Below are 18,482 nucleotides of genomic sequence, written 5' to 3' on the forward strand. Positions count from 1 at the left end.
GATTTCCCTGATGACCCCACACCACCCTGGCGCCCGGATCGCACCCAGGAAAGCTGTTCAGGCGTAGCGCACCCGCAAATCCCGCTTGAGCAGTTTGCCGCTGGGGTTCTTGGGCAGGCTGTCGGTGAAGACCACGCGTTTGGGGCACTTGAAACCGGCCATGTGCTGAGCGCAGTGCGCGATCACAGCGGCTTCGTCCAGCGCCTGCCCGGCCTTGACCACGATCACCGCTGTCACCGCCTCCACCCATTTGGGGTCCGGCAAGCCGATCACGGCCACTTCGCTGACTTGCGGCAGGCGGTAAATCATTTCCTCGACCTCGCGGCTGGCCACGTTTTCGCCGCCAGACTTGATCATGTCCTTCTTGCGGTCCACCACGGTGATGTAACCCTCATCGTCGATGACGCCCAGATCCCCACTGTGGAACCAGTCGCCCTCAAATGAGGCTTTGGTGCGTTCGTCGTCGTGGAAGTAGCCCAGCATCAAATGCGGCGAGCGGTGCACGATCTCGCCCACTTCGCCCACCGCCACGTCCTGCATGTCGTCGTTGACCACACGCGTTTCGACGTTGCGCACGGCTTTGCCGCAGGAACCGGGTTTGCGCAGCTGGTCGTCTGGGCCCAACATGGTGGCCAGGGGCGCGATTTCGGTCTGGCCATACAAGTTCCACAAGCGCACTTTGGGCAGGCGCGAGGCCAGCTCTTTGAGCACCTCGACCGGCATGATGGACGCGCCGTAATAGCCCTTGGCCAGTTGGGCGAGCTTGTCGGCATCGAGCAGCGGCGAGCGCAGCAGCGCAATCCACACCGTGGGCGGCGCAAAGAAGCTGGTGATGCCGAATTTTTCCAGCATCGGCATCAGGTTGTCGGGTGTGGGCTTAGAGGTGATGACGTTGGTGCTGCCCATGTAAATGGCCGGGCCAAAGAACACATCGAGCTGGGCGCAGTGGTACAGCGGCAGCGCGTGCAGGGCCACGTCGGCCTCGGCAATCTCGGCGTCGATCACGCAGCTGACGTATTGCCACATGACGGCGTCGTGCGTGAGCTGTGCGCCTTTGGGCGATGACTCGGTGCCGCTGGTGTAAACAATCTGCGCCACGTCGTAGCTGCCCAGGCGCAAATCGGGCAATGTATCGGTGCAAGCGGCCAGCACATCAAAGCTGTGCATGCCCGCCACGCTCTGGCTCGGGTCTTCGGAGGGCAGCCAGATGAACTGCTGCACTTGTGTGTCGAGTTTGGAGGCAGCCTGCGCCAGCTCGGCCAAACCGCTGTCGGTGGCCAGGGTTTTGGCACCCGCGTGGCGCAGGATGTAAGCCACCTCGTCGGCCTTGAGCATGAAGTTGATCGGCACCATGACCGCGCCCCGGCGTGCCAGCGCAAAGCGCAGTGCCGCAAAGCCGTGCGAATTGCGCGCCAGTACCGCCACCTTGTCGCCCTCGGCCACGCCGATGCTGGCCAGGCCAGAGGCCAGGCGCGTCACCAGTGCATCGAACTCGGCATAGGTCCAGGTGGTGGCACCACACACGATGCCGGTTTTGGCGGGCAAGCGGATCGCCGTGCGGCGCAGGGCATCGGCAATGGTCTGACGGCGAACCACCGGGGCAATCGTGTGCGACATGGGGCAAGGCTCCTCAAATTTATGATGTCATGATTGGAAACCGAACCGAAGAGAAAACAAGTGGCACTTCCCCCAGCATCCCCCCGAAAACTGTCACATACGCGAACCGTGGTTTACAACGGTTACGACCGTGAAGACGGCCTGTGGGACATCGAAGCGGCTCTGACCGACGTCAAAACCTACAGTTTCCAGGTGCCCAATGAGCGGCCTTTCCCAGCGCAAGAACCCATCCACGGCCTGAAAATCCGCGTCACGCTGGACAATAAAATGGCGATCCAGGCCATTGCGACCTCGATGGACGACATCCCCCACACCGAATGTGCAGGCGCTCCCCATGGCATGCACAAACTGATCGGCCAAACCATGGGCCCGGGCTGGCGCAAAGTCATCAACCAATATGTGGGTGGCACCGAAGGCTGCACCCACCTGCGCGAGATGCTGTTCAACATGGCCACCGCCGCTTACCAGACCCTGCCCGCAGGCCAATGGCACCGGCGCGAACTGGCGGGCCAGCCTCAGCCCGAAGTGACCAAACCGCCTTACCACCTGGGCCAATGCCACAGCTGGGCCTATGACAGCCCAACGGTGCAAAGGGCTTATCCGATGTTTTTCAGGCCGAAGGTGGTGGTGGATGGGCCGGATTGAATGCCGTTCAATACAAGCCATCCATGAACAACCGCCGCAATCCCCCAAATCTTGTCAGGCCGACATTTCCGGGTGAATCTCGGTCTGAATTTGTGCACAGCGGCCTGGCTTCGGTATACGAAACCCAAGTATTGGGCAATGGCATTTGTGCAGATGAGGTGCTAGCCCAACTTGATGCCAAGCTGCTCACAGCACGTAAAACCCTGGCTCAACGCAAAGCCTGAGCTCCACCGCTTAATTCTGTAACGCTGGCAAAAAGTTTTGTCGTTATTTTTGCCTTCACTATCTGGCGAGTAACAACAAACGACTGAGCTTGCACTTGCAGCACAACAGATGAATTGGCTGCCGCTACCCAAGCCATAGAAAGCCCCACTCAAGGGGCTGATCGCCTTCGTTTTATTAAAGACAGTTATTGCGACAGCATTTATGTCACAATAACCCCATGACCACCACCTACTCCATAGACCAGCTCTGCGCGCTGACCGATTTGCCCAAGCGCACGGTCCGCTATTACATGCAGCTGGGTCTGGTGGACCGGCCAGTAGGCGAGACCCGGGCAGCGCACTACACGCCAGTGCATCTGGGCCAGCTCATGCAAATCCGCAAGTTGGCCGATGCCGGGGTCTCTCTGGAGCGTATCCGCACCGTCTTGGCCGGTGGCGAATCGCCCGTGCCTGAACGCCAACAACAGCCCGGCAGCATCAGCGTGCGCAGCCATGTGTTCATCGCGCCGGGGATAGAGCTGCAAATCGACCCACAAGAAGCGGGCTTGTCGCCCGAACAACTCCGCGCCTTTGTACGCACCGTCATGACTGCATGGGAAAACAAAAATGAGCAATGAAGTGATGGGCCTCAAAAGCCGCCATGACGGTCAAGCCGTCGCCCTGCAATCGGTGCAGGCTCAAGGCCAAATGCAAGGCCTGATGTTGCGCATGAAGCTGCGGCAGGTCTACCGCAACACCACGGGCGACAACCTCGAATGCGTTTACACCTTCCCCTTGGCTTGGGGTAGCGTGTTATTGGGCATGGCGGTCGAACTCAACGGCAAACGCATGACCGGCACCGTGATCGAAAAGAAAGAAGCCGAAACCACTTACGAAAAAGCCATCCAGTCCGGCGACTTGCCCGTGATGCTAGAGCGCTCGGGCAAAGACCTCTACACCGCCAACCTGGGCAACATCCTGCCCGGCAACGAGGTGGTGATCGAGCTGGAATACGCCCAACTGCTGAAGCTGGAAGGCGGCATGCTGCGCCTGAACCTGCCAACCACTATTGCTCCACGTTATGGTGACGAACACAGCCAAGGTGGCCTGGCCCCGCACCAGACCACCACCAGCAGCCCACTGGCCGAATACCGCCTGCATGTGTCGCTCGACATCGCCTACCCCTTGGCCAATGGCACCATCACCAGTCCATCGCATGGCGTGCAGCGGGTTAAACACCAAAACGGCGTGATGGTCAAACTGCAAGACAAAGCCTGGCTGGACCGCGACTTTGTGCTGACCATCCACGGCCTGAAAGACATGGCTTTTGCCATGGCCAGCGCCGATGCGACGCAACCCGGCCAATACACCCTGCTGACCAGCGCAACCGCCCATTGGGATGCGGCCCAGACACCGCCCGCCAAACTGCGCATGAAAGTGCTGGTGGACGGCTCCGGCTCCATGCAAGGCGACAGCAACGAACAAGCCCGCGATGCTCTGGACTGGCTGTTTCATCAACTGGAGACTGATGATGAAGTCTGCATGACACGCTTTGGCACCCATCCTTTGCATGTACTGCCCAGGCTACAACGTTGCACAGAGGCTTATCAACGCCGCCTGCGTTCAGAGGCCCGCAACATCAAAGCCGACTTGGGTGGCACTGAAATGGACAGCGCACTTGAAGCTGTGATTCGGATTACGTCAGAAGACGAGCGCCCTGTTGAAGCGGCAAGCATCCTACTCATCACCGATGGCGAGGTCTGGAACATTGAAAACATCGTAGCCACGGTGCGCCAGTCAGGTCACCGTCTTTTTGCATTGGGCGTCAGCAGCGCCCCGGCCGAAAGCCTGCTGCGCGAGCTGGCCGAAGTCAGCGGGGGTGCCTGTGAAATGGTCAGCCCCAACCAAAGCATGCAACAAGCCGTGGCCCGTTTGCTCGAACGCATGCGTCACACCTGCGCTATCCATTGCAGCTTGGAAAGCGATGCCGAACTGATCTACCAGTCGCCCAGCCCACGCGAAATCACCCAGGGCGACACCATTCATCAATGGGCGCAAGTGACCAGAAAACCACTTGCCGCGCCCAGCCAGCGCTGGGCAATGACAGACAAAACACTCAAGCACAGAGCAGAAAATCTGATGTGGGACGAAGACGGCATCCTGCCCCGCCTGTGCGCCGCCCAGCACCTGCAGGACACCACAGACCCACAGCGCCAGCGTGCAATGGCTGTGCAGTACCAACTGGTCACAACCCACACCAACTTCATATTGGTGCACCAACGTGCTGAGGACGAAAAAGCGCAAGATCTGCCATTGCTGCAACAAGTGATGCAGATGCAAGCTGCAGGGACAGGCGGAAATGGAACAGTGATACAAGAAGTACGCAGCAGTTTTGATATGTCGAATCTGTCGCACATGGCGAGTTACTCGTACTCAATGAATGATTCTGAAAGTCTGAGTCAGAACTCTGGCAGCATGAACATGCCTGCCTTATGGCGCACGAGCCGTACACACACAGCATCCAGAGTGGATGGCTTGTCGAATGCCGGCATGGACGACATCGAAATTCCAGCTTTCTTGCGCAGAGCTACAGATGGAGACGACTTAGACGACATGCTCCGCAAAGCTCGTGAACGAAACGAAGCTAAAGCACAACGCGCTGATTCAACGAGCCCACCGGAAGATGACGACTATTGGAAGAAACAACGCGAGTACACCTTCAACAACTCAGTCGTCCAATTGACCGAAGTACTGAAAACCTTGGATGACCCATCCAACCCGTTGACTGCCATGCTGCAAAAATTCAATGAACAGGCCTACGGCAACCGTACGTTCAGAGCGGCGTTGTCTATAACGTTGCGCTCATCCGATACAAGCTTCATGGCTGGATTCGTTTTGCATCATGCCAAAGCATTGGGCAGTCCTGCTATGTTTTGGGCGGTGTTGTTATTATGGCTGGCGGACGAAAAGAATTTACCACTCGAGCGTTATGGCCGAAGACTAATCGAATCATTGACGGCAAAATTATCTGCATACCTCATTAAAGAAATTCACAATCAATTCAACCGAATATTCAATCAAAAAACTTAATCACGAAAATTAATTAATATAAATAATATCACCAGGAGCAAAAAAATGAAATACATTACAACTTCAGGAAATGGGCATTTCAAATATTTAAATCACAACAATCGCCTATATGCAATATCCATAAATCGAGACACATCACCAGTATTGAATATTATCAAAAATAAGTATTTCAAACCAAAATCAACGCGGCTATCAGCCGTCGAAGAGTCTCTATTTCAAGATGACATGGAAGCCGATAAAATACAATCCAAAGAATACGTCGATTTATTTTTTAGCTCGAATATCTGGAAAAAATTTATAATAAACCCAGGCACAATAAAATTCAATGACCCTGAATCACATAGAAAATTAATCGATCTTGTTTTCTGCGTCGATTACAATCAAAAGTCAACAATTTCAAAAATTAAGTTCGATGAGGACGGAGTACTATCAACGCTAAATATACATGAAATAAAAAATTCTTTTATGTCATTTTTTTCCGAAGATTCATTTGGGAAATTAATTACTAGCATCCCCCTATCAAATGTAAAAGATTATGTTGCATCACCAGACTGGATCGCATTCAGAATGATCAACAATGCCATTTATATTCATGGCAAAAATGACTCGCGAATTCTAGACTCATATCTCGAATTATTTAATAACTACAATTAAATTAATATCACAATGGGAATTATTGATAAAATCATTATTAATTTGATGTGCAAGAAATGCTTGGAAAATGAAAAAATCACTCTTTTAGAGAAAGGCTCGACCAGGGGTTCATCTTGGCAGACGCCTCCGGATTCTGAAAAATTTCTCATAAACTGGAAAATAAATAAACTTGAAGAGCCGACCCCATCAAAAATCAAGTGCAATACCTGCGGTACTGATTTTATTGACAACTTCGACCTTATCAAGAGTTAATTTATTTTTCGATAGTCAGCCAAACTGAAATTCATGATTTTTACGACTAATCCTCAAGCCTGAGATCCAATTTTCACAGATTCCATCTAAACGTTATTGAAAATACTGCGACAATCCATCCTCACCTGCGCCCCAAGCGCTTTCCCCAACAGCCTCTGGATCTACACCATGAACCGCTGCACTATGGCCCTTTTCGGGCGTGCTTTACTTTGGCGTGCTTTGCTTTGCCTTGACTTCATCACCTCCGTGACCGCCGTGGAGGCCGCATGAGCAAGAAGGTCTTCATCAAAACCTTTGGCTGCCAGATGAACGAGTACGACTCGGACAAGATGGCCGATGTGCTGGGCGCGGCCCAGGGCTACGAGCCCACACAAGACGTGGACGAGGCCGATTTGATTTTGTTCAACACCTGCTCGGTGCGCGAAAAGGCCCAAGAAAAAGTGTTCAGCGATCTGGGCCGGGTGCAGCACCTGAAAGCCAAGGGCGTGTTGATTGGTGTGGGCGGCTGCGTGGCCAGCCAAGAAGGCGCCGAGATCATCAAGCGTGCGCCTTATGTGGACGTGGTGTTTGGCCCGCAGACCCTGCACCGCCTGCCCGAGATGTTGGCAGAGCGCGAGCGTAAGCAGCGCCCGCAAGTCGACATCAGCTTCCCCGAGATTGAAAAGTTCGACCACCTGCCGCCCGCCAAGGTGGACGGCGCCACGGCCTTTGTGTCGATCATGGAAGGCTGCAGCAAATATTGCAGCTATTGCGTGGTGCCCTACACCCGGGGCGAAGAAGTCTCTCGCCCGTTTGACGATGTGCTGGTCGAAATCGCCGGTCTGGCCGCGCAGGGCGTGAAAGAGATCACGCTGCTGGGCCAAAACGTGAACGCTTACCGGGGCAAGATGGGTGGCACGTCAGAGATTGCCGACTTTGCCTTGTTGCTGGAGTACGTGGCCGACATGCCGGGCATCGAGCGCATCCGCTACGTGACCAGCCACCCCAACGAGTTCACGCAGCGCCTGATCGACGCCTACGAAAAGATCCCCAAACTGGTGAGCCACTTGCACCTGCCGGTGCAGCACGGTTCGGACCGCATCTTGATGGCCATGAAACGCGGTTACACCGCGATGGAATACAAGAGCACGATCCGCAAGCTGCGGGCGATCCGCCCCGACATGTCGCTCAGCAGCGATTTCATCGTGGGCTTTCCCGGCGAGACCGAGGACGACTTCAACAAGATGATGAAGCTGATCACCGATGTCGGTTTTGACACGAGTTTCAGCTTCATCTTCAGCCCCCGCCCTGGCACGCCTGCGGCCAACCTGCACGACGACACGCCGCACGCCGAAAAATTGCGCCGCCTGCACCACCTGCAAGCGACCATCGAAGAAAACGTGCAGCGCATTGGCGAAAGCCGCGTGGGCACGGTGCAGCGCATCTTGGTGGAGCGCCCTTCGCGCAAGGACGCCACCGAACTGGCGGGTCGCACCGAGTGCAACCGGGTGGTCAACTTCCCCGGCGGCCCGAACATGGACCGCCTGATCGGTCAGATGGCCGATGTGCGCATCACCCAAGGCTTGTCGCACTCGCTGCGCGGCGAGTTGGTGATCAAGGACTGACCTGCTGGGATTTCAGGACTCGCGCCCGACTTCGCGGATGTAGCGGCGGTAGTCGCCGTGCCCGATGGGCGTGCAGTCTTCGGTCGGGCAGTTGTAGACATAGGTCTGCACCCTTTGCCCGTGCAGCGGGCCGCCCACCACCGTGACCTCCTCGCGCCAGTATTGCGAGGCGGCGCGGTGGCCGGGGACCATGTCTTCCACCGCATCCAGCCGCGCCAGGTGCGCGTCATCGACCTCATAGACTTCGCCGGTGACTTGGCCTTCACCGTGCAGCAAGCCGGGGTAGCGGCCCACATCGACCAGTCGGCCCGGCACCTGGGCCGCGCCCACAAAACGAGCGCCGTGCATTTCGGCCTCCAGACGCAAACCGGGCATCAAGGTGCCGTAGATGAAAAGAGCGTGTTGCATGGGCTGGATTTTGCGCCAATGTGGCCCACTTTGACCGCCTCGAATTGACACGCGTCAAGCCATGCCCACCGTGTCGCCTGTTGGCAGGTCCGGCCCACATGGCCGTTTAAACTGTTCTCCGAGAGACAAGCGTGACCCACCATGGTGAGTGCATGCACCAGGCAAACACCAGGCACAAGCCAGAGGCGCCCATGAAAGCAGAACAGAACGAACTCATCACCCGCATCGGGCCAGGCACACCGTGCGGCGCGGTGATGCGCCACTATTGGCAGCCCGTCGCCCTGGTGGACGAGTTCAACCCCGCGCTCGACCCGCGCATGGCGATTCGCCCTGTGAAGGCGGTGCGCATTTTGGGGCAGGACCTGGTGCTGTTTCGCAACGCGCTGGGCGACTACGGCTTGCTTGACCGCGACTGCCCGCACCGTGGCGCGGACCTGGCCTATGGCCGCAACGAAGGCGACGGCTTGCGCTGCCCTTTTCATGGCTGGAAGTTCGACGTGACAGGCCAGTGCATCGAAACCCCGGCCGAGCCCACGGGCAGCACGCTGTGCAAGCGCGTGCGCCAGCGCAGCTACCCCATCATCGAGCGCAGCGGCATTCTGTTTGGCTGGTTCGGCCCCGAAGGCCAGACCCCGCCCCCGCTGCCGGGCATCGACGCTTTCAGCGCCCCGGCTACGCACACCTTTGCCTTCAAGGGTCTGTGGCACTGCAACTGGCTGCAGGCCTTTGAGGTGGGCATTGACCCGGCGCATGCTTCGTACCTGCACCGCTTCTTCAAGGACGAGTCGCTCGAAGGCAGCTACGGTCGCCAGTTTCGCGGCGCGAGCGCGGGCAATGTGCAAGGCGAGCGCTGGCCCATGACGCGTGTGATGCGCGAGCTGGACCAGCCGGAAATTTCGTTTGAGCCCACCGATGCGGGCCTGCGCCTGACGGCCCTGCGCCCGATCAACGAGGCACTCACGCATGTGCGGGTGACCAACGCGCTGTTCCCGCACACTTTTGTGATTCCGCTGTCCGAGACCATGACCATCACGCAGATGCATGTGCCGGTGGACGACACGCACACCTATTGGTATTCGGTGTTCACCAGCTTTGACGGCCCGGTGGACAAAGAAGCCATGCGCAACCAGCGCTTGCCCTCGGTCACGCTGCCCGACTACATCCCCAAAGTGGGCAAGCACAACCATTGGGGCTTCAACCCCGAAGAGCAAGTGGCGCGCACCTACTTGGGTATGGGCGAAGACGACATCAATGTGCACGACCAGTGGGCCTGCGAGAGCATGGGTGCGATCCAGGACCGCACCCGCGAACACCTGGGCACCAGCGACAAGGTGATCATGGCGAACCGGCGCGTCTTGCTCAAAGCCATCGAGACGGTGCAGGCCGGTGGCTTGCCGCCCGGCTTTGCGCAAACGGCTGTGGCCAGCCAGCGCGTGGGCCCCGACACGGTGGACGGCATCGCCCCCAGTGGTCAGTGGCCGCAGTGGTGGCGCGAGGCTTGTGATGCCAAGCGCAGCGGCGCACCGTGGGACGCGGCACTTCCGGGTGATGTGGCCGCTTCAGCCGACACGAGCGCGGCATGAGCTTCGCTGAGCGCTGCGGCCTGCACAGCCGCGAACGTGAAGCCGCTTGCGAGCAATTGTTGAGGCAGGTGGAGGCCTCGGGCATCGAGCTGATCCGCCTGGGCTGGTGTGACCTGCACGGTGTGGTGCGCGGCAAAACCATCGTGGCTTCGCAGCTGCGCCAGGCATTGGCCAATGGCATCGGCATGGTCAGCACCTTGCTGCTCAAAGACAGCTCGGACCGCACCGCCTTCAAGGTGTTCGAGCCGGGCATTCAAGAGACCCTGCCCGGCTTTGCCGGGGCCAGCAATTTCACGCTCATGCCCGACCCGGCCAGCTGGCAGGTGCTGCCCTGGACCGAGAAAACCGGCTGGTTGCAGTGCCAACCCTACTTGGCAGACGGGCGCATCGTGCCGCTCGATTCGCGCCATGTGTTGCAGCAGGCCGTGCAGCGCCTGACCGATCGCGGCTGGCAGATGCGCTGCGGGCTGGAAGTCGAATTCCACATCTACCGCATCAAAAACCCGCTGCACGGTGCAGACCTGGACCCCAGCCAAGCCGCTTGGCCCGGCCCCGCGCCCGAAGTCAGCCTGATCCACCCAGGCTACAACCTGTTGACCGAAGGCTGGTTTGACCGGGCAGAAGAGCCGCTGCGCATCGTGCAGCGCACCGCCCAAGCCCTGGGCCTGCCGCTGATTTCGCTCGAAATTGAACTGGGCCCCAGCCAGGTGGAAGCGGTGTTTGATGTGAGCGACGTACTGACGGCTGCCGACCACATGGTGCTGTTTCGCAACGCCACGCGCCAGGCTCTGCGCCGCGCCGGTTACCACGCCACCTTCATGTGCCGCCCACCGTTTGAGCACATCATGTCGAGCGGCTGGCACCTGCACCAGTCGGTTTGTGCGTTGGCCACCGGCCGCAATGTGTTCATGCGCGATGAAGCGGCACCGGGTGTCGGTACGCTGGATGCGCGGCAGGTGCTGAGCGATGTGGGTGCGTCATGGTTGGCGGGTTTGCTGGCGCACGCACCGGCTCTCACGGCCCTGTGCACCAGCACCAGTAATGGCTATGGGCGTTTCAGGCCCAACGCCATGGCGCCGCACTCGATTTTGTGGGGCCGTGACAACCGGGGTGCCATGCTGCGCGTGATCGGTGAACCCGGCGACAAGGCCACCCGCATTGAAAACCGATTGGGCGAGCCTGCGGCCAATCCTTATCTGTACATGGCCTCGCAAATCCATGCAGGGCTCTCGGGCGTGGATGCACAACTGCAAGCGCCGCAAGCCAGCGAAACGCCATACGCCGCAGGGGGCGCGTCCATCCCGACGTCTTTGGCCGATGCGGTGCTTGCACTGCAGCAAGACGCGATCTTGTGCGAGGCTTTGGGGCAGCCCTTTGTCGATTACTACAGCACCATCAAACTGGCCGAGCACCAGCGCTCGGCCCAAGCCGAGGACGCACTGGAATTTCACAAGCGTGAATATTTCGGGCGCATTTGAATAAGCAACTTCATACCGCACTTACATGATCACGATCCACCTGCAACCCCATGACCCGTCACAAGCCGAGCACACTTTGCAAGTCCAGCCCGGCCAAAGCCTGATGCAGGCCGCAGTCGATGCCAACTTGACGGGCATCCAGGCCGATTGCGGTGGGCTGCTGACTTGCGCCACTTGCCATGTGGTGGTGCATGGCGACTGGCTAGGCAAACTGCCGCCCGTTTCGAGCGACGAAGACGGCATGCTGGCCTTCACCGCCCAAACGCGCGAGGTGGGCAGCCGCTTGTCGTGTCAGATTGAACTGACACCCGAACTGGACGGCCTGCGGGTCACGCTGCCTGCAAGCCAGTACTGAATCAGCGCGGCATGCCGGGGAAGCCCCCGCCGCCGCCCATCATGCCTTTCATGGCGCCCATGCGCTTCATCATTTTCATCATGCCGCCGCCAGACATTTTTTTCATCATGTCCTGCATTTGCTCAAACTCCTTGAGCATGCGGTTCACGTCCTGCACCTGAACACCTGCGCCTGCTGCGATGCGGCGCTTGCGTGTGGCTTTGATCATCTCGGGCTTGCTGCGCTCTTTGGGCGTCATGCTGTGGATGATGCCTTGCTTGCGGCCGATGTCTTTTTCGACCTTGTCCATGTCCATGGCCCCTGCCTTGGCGGTCATCTGCGAAGGCAATTTGTCCATCAGGCTCGACAATCCGCCCATTTGTTTCATCTGCTGAATCTGTGCCAAGAAGTCATTGAGATCGAAACTACCACCGCTTTTCACCTTGGCCGCCAATTTTTGCGCGGCCTCCATGTCCACACCTGCGGTGACCTGCTCCACCAAGGCCACAATGTCGCCCATGCCCAGCACACGGCCTGCATGGCGCTCGGCGTCGAACACTTCCAGGCCGTCAATTTTTTCGCTGGTGCCCGCAAACTTGATGGGCACGCCCGTGATCTGGCGCACCGACAAGGCCGCACCACCACGAGAATCGCCATCGAGTTTGGTCAGCACAATGCCCGTCAGTGGCAAAGCTGCGCCAAAGGCTTTGGCCGTGTTGGCCGCATCCTGACCCTGCATGGCGTCCACCACGAACAGGGTTTCCACAGGCTTGAGCTCGGCGTGCAAGGCTTGAATCTCGGCCATCAAGGCTTCGTCAATTGCCAAGCGACCGGCGGTGTCGACCAGCAACACGTCAAAAAAGTGCTTGCGGGCGTAATCGATGGCGGCGCGGGCGATGTCGATCGGCTTTTGGTCGGGCGAGCTGGGGAACCATTCGGCACCAGCTTGCGCGGTCACGGTTTTGAGCTGCTCGATGGCGGCGGGACGGTACACGTCACCCGAAACGGTCAGCACTTTTTTCTTGCGCTTTTCAATCAGGTGTTTGGCCAGCTTGGCGGTGGTGGTGGTTTTACCGGCACCTTGCAAACCGGCCATCAAAATCACGGCGGGGGGTTGCGCGGCGAGGTTGATGTCCGACACCCCCTCGCCCATGGTGGCCACCAGCTCACGGTTGACCACACCCACCAGCGCTTGGCCAGGTTTCAAAGAACCCATGACTTCCTGGCCCAAGGCTTTGTCTTTCACACGGGCAATGAAATCTCGCACCACCGGCAGTGCCACGTCGGCTTCGAGCAAGGCCATGCGCACCTCGCGCAGCATGTCGGCCACATTCGATTCGGTGATGCGGGCCTGCCCGCTGAGGGTCTTGACGAGGCGTGAAAGTTTGTCGGTCAGAGCGGAGGCCATGGGCAAATCCAGAAAAAACCGGTTCAACAGGTTGGCGAAGCCCCTGTGGCTGCACCTGAAAGGCTAAACTCGGACCTATGATTTTAGCGAGTCCCCCATTTTGGATGCTGCCCGCCACCGCTCTGGCGGCTTTGGCTTATGGCTTGCCTGCACTCATTGGGGATCGCCTGCACCACACACATGCCCGTCGACTTTTGTGGTTGGCATGGGCTGCCCATGCCGTGGCCTTGCTCAGCCTGCTGGTGGGGCCTGTGCGTTTTGGCTTTGCGCCTGCAATTTCTGCAACGGCATGGCTGGTGGTGAGTGCCTACATATTAGAGAGCCAGTTTTTCCCCAAGTTCACAGCCCGCTGGGTCATGGGCAGCCTGGGGGCACTGGCCGTGGTTCTGGCTTGGTTTTTTCCGGGAACGCCACTGCACTCGCAAGCCTCAGCCTGGCTGCCTTTGCATTGGGCTTTGGGCTTGTCCGCTTACGGCATGTTTGGCTCTGCCGTGGTGCATGCCTGGATGATGACCCGCGCTGAAAGGGATATCCGCCAAGCCCACAATGCCAGCAGTGGCGTGCCCCTGTTGACGCTTGAGCGGCTGACATTCCGATTCGTGGTGGCCGGTTTCTTGCTGCTGACCGCCACTTTGGTGGCTGGCGTCTTGTTCGGTGATGCGCTGTATGGCCAAGGGCAAGGCAGCTGGCGCTGGGACCACAAAACTGTCTTCGCCTTGCTGTCTTGGCTGACTTTTGCGGTTTTGCTGGTGGGTCGCAGCAAATGGGGCTGGCGCGGCCGTCGGGCCGTCCGGGTGCTCTACATCGGCGCGGGTTTGTTGCTCCTGTCTTATGCAGGCTCCCGATTTGTCATGGAAATCATGCTGGGGCGCTTGGGATGAAATACCTGCTGATCTTGTTGTTGGTGTTGGTCGTTATTTGGGCGGTCAAGCGTGGCCGAGCGCCCAAACCACCTCAAACACCCCAGAAACCAGCCTCATCCTCGCCGTCCGAGATGATCACTTGCGCCCATTGCGGCATTCACTTACCGCAAGAAGAAGCCGTCTCTGGCCAAAAAGGCCTTTATTGCAGCACCGACCACCGGACTGTCGCGCAAGACCGCAACCCTGTCTGAATCTCCCCGCTCGGCCCCATGTTTTCCGAGTCCACCCCTGCGCTTTGGCACCAAGGCTGGCACCCCCAAGCACAGCGTTTGGCTTCGCCTAATTTTGGGCCACGTCCTGCGGCCGTTTGCATTGACCTGATCGTGGTCCACTCCATCAGCTTGCCCCCAGGTCAATATGGTGGCGATGCGGTACAGCGCCTGTTCACCAACCAACTCGACTGGGATGCGCACCCCTACTTCCAAAGCATTCGGGGCTTGGAGGTGTCCTCCCATTTCTTCATCCGGCGCGACGGCTCACTTTGGCAATTTGTCAGCTGCGACGACCGTGCCTGGCACGCCGGAGCCTCTCAATACAGAGGCAAAAGCCATTGCAACGACGATTCAGTGGGCATCGAATTGGAGGGACTGGAGGGCGAGACCTTTGAAGACGCCCAATACCAATGCTTGGCTCAATTGTGCCGAGACTTGAAGCGAAACTACCCGATAGCGCATGTGGCCGGGCATGAGCACATTGCCCCCGGTCGGAAAAGGGACCCGGGGCCCGGCTTTGAATGGGCACGCCTGCAAAAGCTGTTGGACTTTGCGCCCCAGACATTCCCCTGAACACCGAATTTGGCCATGCGCCAAAAAAATGTGGGCGGCCGACATTCCGGTGCTCCCGCCCCACTGGCAACGGGATGGCGAACCCAACAGATTCCGGACAGTCCCATGCCATCAAGCCGCCGCGCAAGAAAGTGCTTGGCAAGCCCCATCTGGCTTGAAATACCCAGTTCAAAGCCCTTCAAATCAGGCCTTCCAAGCGACATTTTCAGAAGATGAAAACGTACAGCACAAGCCGCGGTCACAGAATAATTTGGTGCAGCGCCAACAAAGTGACAAAACTGCCCGGTACACTACCTGTAGTGGCTTGTGCTGATGCCAGACACCAGATATAGTGTCTCTTACAAATTTTCACAATTGAACAAAGCACGGATTTGAGTGCTTCGCCCAGACCCCCAGACCACATAAAAATCACAGAAATGACCATGCAAACAGACCTGAACATCACGGCCTCATCTCCCGCTATGCTGCACCAGCCAGAAGCGGCCTCCAATGGCACGCCCAGCCTGCAAGCGCTGGCCCATTACCAGATCATTCGCCGCAACGGCGCCGTGGTCCCGTTTGAGCCGAACAAGATCGCCGTGGCCTTGATGAAAGCCTTTTTGGCGGTGCATGGTACCCAAGGCGCAGCGTCTGCCAGCGTGCGTGAAGTGGTCGAAGAATTGACCCAAAACGTGGTCCGCGCTTTGGTCCGATCACGTCCTGGTGGCGGTACTTTCCACATTGAAGATGTGCAAGACCAGGTTGAACTGGGCCTGATGCGCAGCAGCAACCACGAAGTCGCTCGTGCTTATGTGCTTTACCGTGAGCGCCGCACCCAAGAGCGTACACAGCACCAGCAAGAGTCCGCACCGCAGCCCAGCAGCCCCAGCTTGCATGTGATCGACGGGGGCCAACGCGTGGCTCTGGACCTCGATTACCTCAAATCGCTCATGGTCAATGCCTGTGCTGGCCTTGGCCAAGACGTGAAACCCGAGCCCATCGTGGCCGAAACCATGCGCAACCTGTACGACGGCGTGCCCATGGAAGAGGTGTACAAAGCGTCCATCTTGGCGTCGCGTACCCTGATCGAAAAAGACCCGGACTACACCTATGTGACCGCGCGTTTGCTGATGCACACCATCGCCAAGGAAATTCTGGGCAAGGAAGTCCCCCAGAGCCAAATGGCAGAGGCGTATGTCAATTACTTCCCACAATTCATCAAAAAGGGCGTGGACAACGACCTGCTGGACGAAAAACTCCTTCAGTTCGACCTGAAGCAATTGGCAGAAGCCCTCAAGCCAGAACGTGATCTGCAGTTCGACTACCTGGGCCTGCAAACTTTGTACGACCGTTACTTCCTGCACGTCCGCAAAACCCGCATCGAAATGCCCCAGGCCTTCTTCATGCGCGTGGCCATGGGCCTGTCGCTCAATGAGATCAACCGGGAAGCCCGGGCCATTGAGTTCTACGAAATCCTGTCTTCGTTCGACTTCATGTCCTCCACGCCGACCCTGTTCAACAGCGGCACCTTGCGCTCGCAACTGTCGAGCTGCTACCTGACCACCGTGCCCGACGATCTGGGCGGCATCTACGACGCCATCAAGGAAAACGCCTTGCTGTCTAAATTTGCGGGTGGCTTGGGCAACGACTGGACACCTGTGCGCGCCTTGGGTGCCCACATCAAAGGCACCAACGGCGAATCGCAAGGTGTGGTGCCATTCCTGAAAGTGGTCAACGACACCGCCGTGGCGGTCAATCAAGGTGGCAAGCGCAAGGGTGCGGTTTGCGCCTACCTGGAAACCTGGCACCTGGACATCGAAGAATTCCTGGAGCTGCGCAAGAACACAGGCGACGACCGCCGCCGCACGCACGACATGAACACGGCCAACTGGATCCCCGACCTGTTCATGCGCCGCGTCATGGAAAAAGGCAGCTGGACCTTGTTCTCCCCCTCCGATGTGCCCGACTTGCACGACCTGTTCGGCCTGGCCTTCGAAAAAGCCTACGTGGCTTACGAGCAAAAGGCTGAGCGCGGCGAGATCAAGCCCAGCAAAACCGTGCCGGCAACCGACCTGTGGCGCAAGATGCTGTCGATGCTCTTTGAAACCGGCCACCCTTGGATCACGTTCAAAGACCCCTGCAACGTGCGCTCGCCGCAGCAGCACGTTGGCGTGGTGCACTCGTCCAACCTGTGCACCGAGATCACACTGAACACCAGCGATACCGAGACCGCCGTCTGCAACTTGGGCTCAGTGAACCTGTCGCGTCACCTCAAAGACGGTGCCAACGGCAAAGTCCTGGACCACGACAAGCTGAAGAAAACCATCACGATCGCGATGCGCATGCTGGACAACGTGATCGACATCAACTACTACGCCGTCAAAAAGGCCCGTGACTCCAACATGCGCCACCGCCCTGTGGGCCTGGGCTTGATGGGTTTCCAGGACTCGTTGTACGAGATGCGTACGCCTTATGCCTCTCAGGCCGCCGTGGAATTCGCTGACCAGTCGATGGAAGCGATTTGCTACTACGCTTACTGGGCCTCCACCGAGCTGGCCAAAGAACGTGGCCAGTACGCCAGCTACAAAGGCTCTTTGTGGGACCAAGGCATATTGCCCTTGGACACGCTCAAACTGCTGGAAAAAGAGCGTGGTGGTTATGTCGAAGTGGACCGTTCCTCTACCTTGGATTGGGACTCGCTGCGCCAGAAAATTGCCAAAGACGGCATGCGCAACTCCAATTGCGTGGCCATTGCACCCACCGCCACCATCTCCAACATCATCGGTGTGGATGCCTCCATCGAGCCGTGCTTTGGCAACCTGTCGGTCAAGTCGAACTTGTCGGGCGAATTCACTGTGATCAACGGCTACTTGGTGCGTGACTTGAAGCGCTTGGGCCTGTGGGACGACGTCATGGTCATGGACCTGAAGCACTTCGACGGCTCATTACGCCCCATCGACCGTGTGCCGCAAGAAATCAAAGCCTTGTACGCGACCGCTTTTGAAGTCGAAACCACTTGGCTGGTCGAAGCTGCTGCACGTCGCCAGAAATGGATCGACCAAGCGCAATCGCTCAACATTTACATGGCTGGTGCGTCGGGCAAAAAGCTCGATGACACGTACAAACTTGCTTGGTTGCGTGGCCTGAAAACCACCTACTACCTGCGTACATCCAGCGCGACGCAAGTTGAAAAGTCCACTGTGAATTCGGGCTCGCACAATGCTGTTTCGTCTTCGGGCATGAACGCTGCGGAGACTTCTGCGGCAGCAACTCAAGCGGCCATGAACACATCACCTGCGACCGACGTCAAGTTTGTCGCCATCGACGACGTCGGCTGCGAAGCTTGTCAGTGATTTGAAAAGCATTGCACTTTGCTGTGACAAGCCAAGTGCGATGCAATTGCACAACACTTCGTGTGTTTACACATCGAAATAGTGCATCGTTTCTTTGAATTTCTCACGCTTGCTTTCATAATTTGAGAACTGGAATTTTTTATGTTGTCCTGGGACGATCAAGTCA

15 protein-coding genes and 2 pseudogenes are annotated in these 18,482 nt (G+C 57.9%); 14 read left to right on the forward strand and 3 right to left on the reverse strand.

The window, feature by feature from the left end:
* Positions 1-57: 57 nt before the first annotated feature.
* Positions 58-1,617, reverse strand: a complete 1,560-nt coding sequence (locus B9Z40_RS04985; RefSeq protein ID WP_199172493.1) for an acyl-CoA synthetase — start codon at positions 1,615-1,617, stop codon at positions 58-60.
* A 60-nt stretch (positions 1,618-1,677) separates the two neighbouring features.
* Here B9Z40_RS04985 and B9Z40_RS04990 point away from each other — a divergent pair, with 60 nt between their 5' ends.
* The 7 genes and pseudogenes from B9Z40_RS04990 to miaB all read left to right on the forward strand — a co-directional run bounded on the left by B9Z40_RS04990 (position 1,678) and on the right by miaB (position 8,065).
* Positions 1,678-2,262 (forward strand): DUF2889 domain-containing protein, encoded by a 585-nt coding sequence (locus B9Z40_RS04990; RefSeq protein ID WP_233204790.1) that lies wholly within the window; start codon positions 1,678-1,680, stop codon positions 2,260-2,262.
* 23 nt (positions 2,263-2,285) lie between these two features.
* Complete coding sequence (locus B9Z40_RS17045) at positions 2,286-2,486, forward strand: hypothetical protein (protein ID WP_143473922.1); 201 nt, start codon at positions 2,286-2,288, stop codon at positions 2,484-2,486.
* Positions 2,487-2,704: 218 nt separating this feature from the next.
* Positions 2,705-3,103, forward strand: a complete 399-nt coding sequence (locus B9Z40_RS04995; RefSeq protein ID WP_100172158.1) for a helix-turn-helix domain-containing protein — start codon at positions 2,705-2,707, stop codon at positions 3,101-3,103.
* A gap of 4 nt (positions 3,104-3,107) precedes the next feature.
* Positions 3,108-4,340: pseudogene (locus B9Z40_RS17415) on the forward strand (VIT and VWA domain-containing protein); the annotation flags it as partial.
* Between the two features lie 594 nt (positions 4,341-4,934).
* Positions 4,935-5,060: pseudogene (locus tag B9Z40_RS17420) on the forward strand (cell division protein FtsZ); the annotation flags it as partial.
* A 540-nt stretch (positions 5,061-5,600) separates the two neighbouring features.
* Entirely contained in the window at positions 5,601-6,209 is a 609-nt protein-coding gene (locus B9Z40_RS05005; protein WP_143473923.1) for a hypothetical protein, read from the forward strand.
* Positions 6,210-6,727: 518 nt separating this feature from the next.
* Positions 6,728-8,065, forward strand: coding sequence for a tRNA (N6-isopentenyl adenosine(37)-C2)-methylthiotransferase MiaB (miaB, locus tag B9Z40_RS05015; RefSeq protein WP_100172162.1), 1,338 nt, complete (start codon positions 6,728-6,730; stop codon positions 8,063-8,065).
* A gap of 12 nt (positions 8,066-8,077) precedes the next feature.
* Here the strand turns inward: miaB and B9Z40_RS05020 are convergent, their stop codons facing one another.
* Positions 8,078-8,473 carry a gamma-glutamylcyclotransferase gene (locus B9Z40_RS05020; RefSeq protein WP_100172163.1) on the reverse strand — a complete coding sequence of 132 codons (396 nt, stop codon included), beginning with the start codon at positions 8,471-8,473 and terminating at the stop codon, positions 8,078-8,080.
* A 191-nt stretch (positions 8,474-8,664) separates the two neighbouring features.
* Here B9Z40_RS05020 and B9Z40_RS05025 point away from each other — a divergent pair, with 191 nt between their 5' ends.
* The 3 genes from B9Z40_RS05025 to B9Z40_RS05035 are packed head-to-tail and all read left to right on the forward strand — an operon-like array spanning position 8,665 to position 11,889.
* Complete coding sequence (locus B9Z40_RS05025; RefSeq protein WP_100172932.1) at positions 8,665-10,056, forward strand: aromatic ring-hydroxylating dioxygenase subunit alpha; 1,392 nt, start codon at positions 8,665-8,667, stop codon at positions 10,054-10,056.
* Entirely contained in the window at positions 10,053-11,534 is a 1,482-nt protein-coding gene (locus B9Z40_RS05030; RefSeq protein ID WP_100172164.1) for a glutamine synthetase family protein, read from the forward strand. Before B9Z40_RS05025 ends, B9Z40_RS05030 begins: the two co-directional genes overlap by 4 nt.
* A 25-nt stretch (positions 11,535-11,559) precedes the next feature.
* Positions 11,560-11,889, forward strand: a complete 330-nt coding sequence (locus B9Z40_RS05035) for a 2Fe-2S iron-sulfur cluster-binding protein (RefSeq protein ID WP_100172165.1) — start codon at positions 11,560-11,562, stop codon at positions 11,887-11,889.
* Position 11,890: 1 nt separating this feature from the next.
* Here the strand turns inward: B9Z40_RS05035 and ffh are convergent, their stop codons facing one another.
* A complete protein-coding gene (ffh, locus tag B9Z40_RS05040) occupies positions 11,891-13,276 on the reverse strand; it encodes a signal recognition particle protein (protein WP_100172933.1) in 1,386 nt (461 codons plus the stop codon).
* 104 nt (positions 13,277-13,380) lie between these two features.
* Here ffh and B9Z40_RS05045 point away from each other — a divergent pair, with 104 nt between their 5' ends.
* The 4 genes from B9Z40_RS05045 (at position 13,381) to B9Z40_RS05060 (ending at position 18,316) form a co-directional block, all read left to right on the forward strand.
* Positions 13,381-14,157, forward strand: a complete 777-nt coding sequence (locus B9Z40_RS05045; protein WP_369823405.1) for an inner membrane protein YpjD — start codon at positions 13,381-13,383, stop codon at positions 14,155-14,157.
* Positions 14,154-14,390 carry a PP0621 family protein gene (locus tag B9Z40_RS05050; protein WP_100172167.1) on the forward strand — a complete coding sequence of 79 codons (237 nt, stop codon included), beginning with the start codon at positions 14,154-14,156 and terminating at the stop codon, positions 14,388-14,390. The genes B9Z40_RS05045 and B9Z40_RS05050 overlap by 4 nt, the downstream gene beginning before the upstream one ends.
* Positions 14,391-14,408: 18 nt before the next feature.
* The gene (ampD, locus tag B9Z40_RS05055; protein ID WP_100172168.1) at positions 14,409-14,984 is read left to right on the forward strand and encodes a 1,6-anhydro-N-acetylmuramyl-L-alanine amidase AmpD; all 576 of its coding nucleotides are present in this window, start codon (positions 14,409-14,411) and stop codon (positions 14,982-14,984) included.
* A 422-nt stretch (positions 14,985-15,406) separates the two neighbouring features.
* Positions 15,407-18,316, forward strand: coding sequence for a ribonucleoside-diphosphate reductase subunit alpha (locus B9Z40_RS05060; RefSeq protein WP_100172934.1), 2,910 nt, complete (start codon positions 15,407-15,409; stop codon positions 18,314-18,316).
* The last annotated feature ends 166 nt before the right edge of the window (positions 18,317-18,482 follow it).

Source organism: Limnohabitans sp. 15K (assembly GCF_002778285.1).
Taxonomy (GTDB): domain Bacteria; phylum Pseudomonadota; class Gammaproteobacteria; order Burkholderiales; family Burkholderiaceae_C; genus Limnohabitans_A.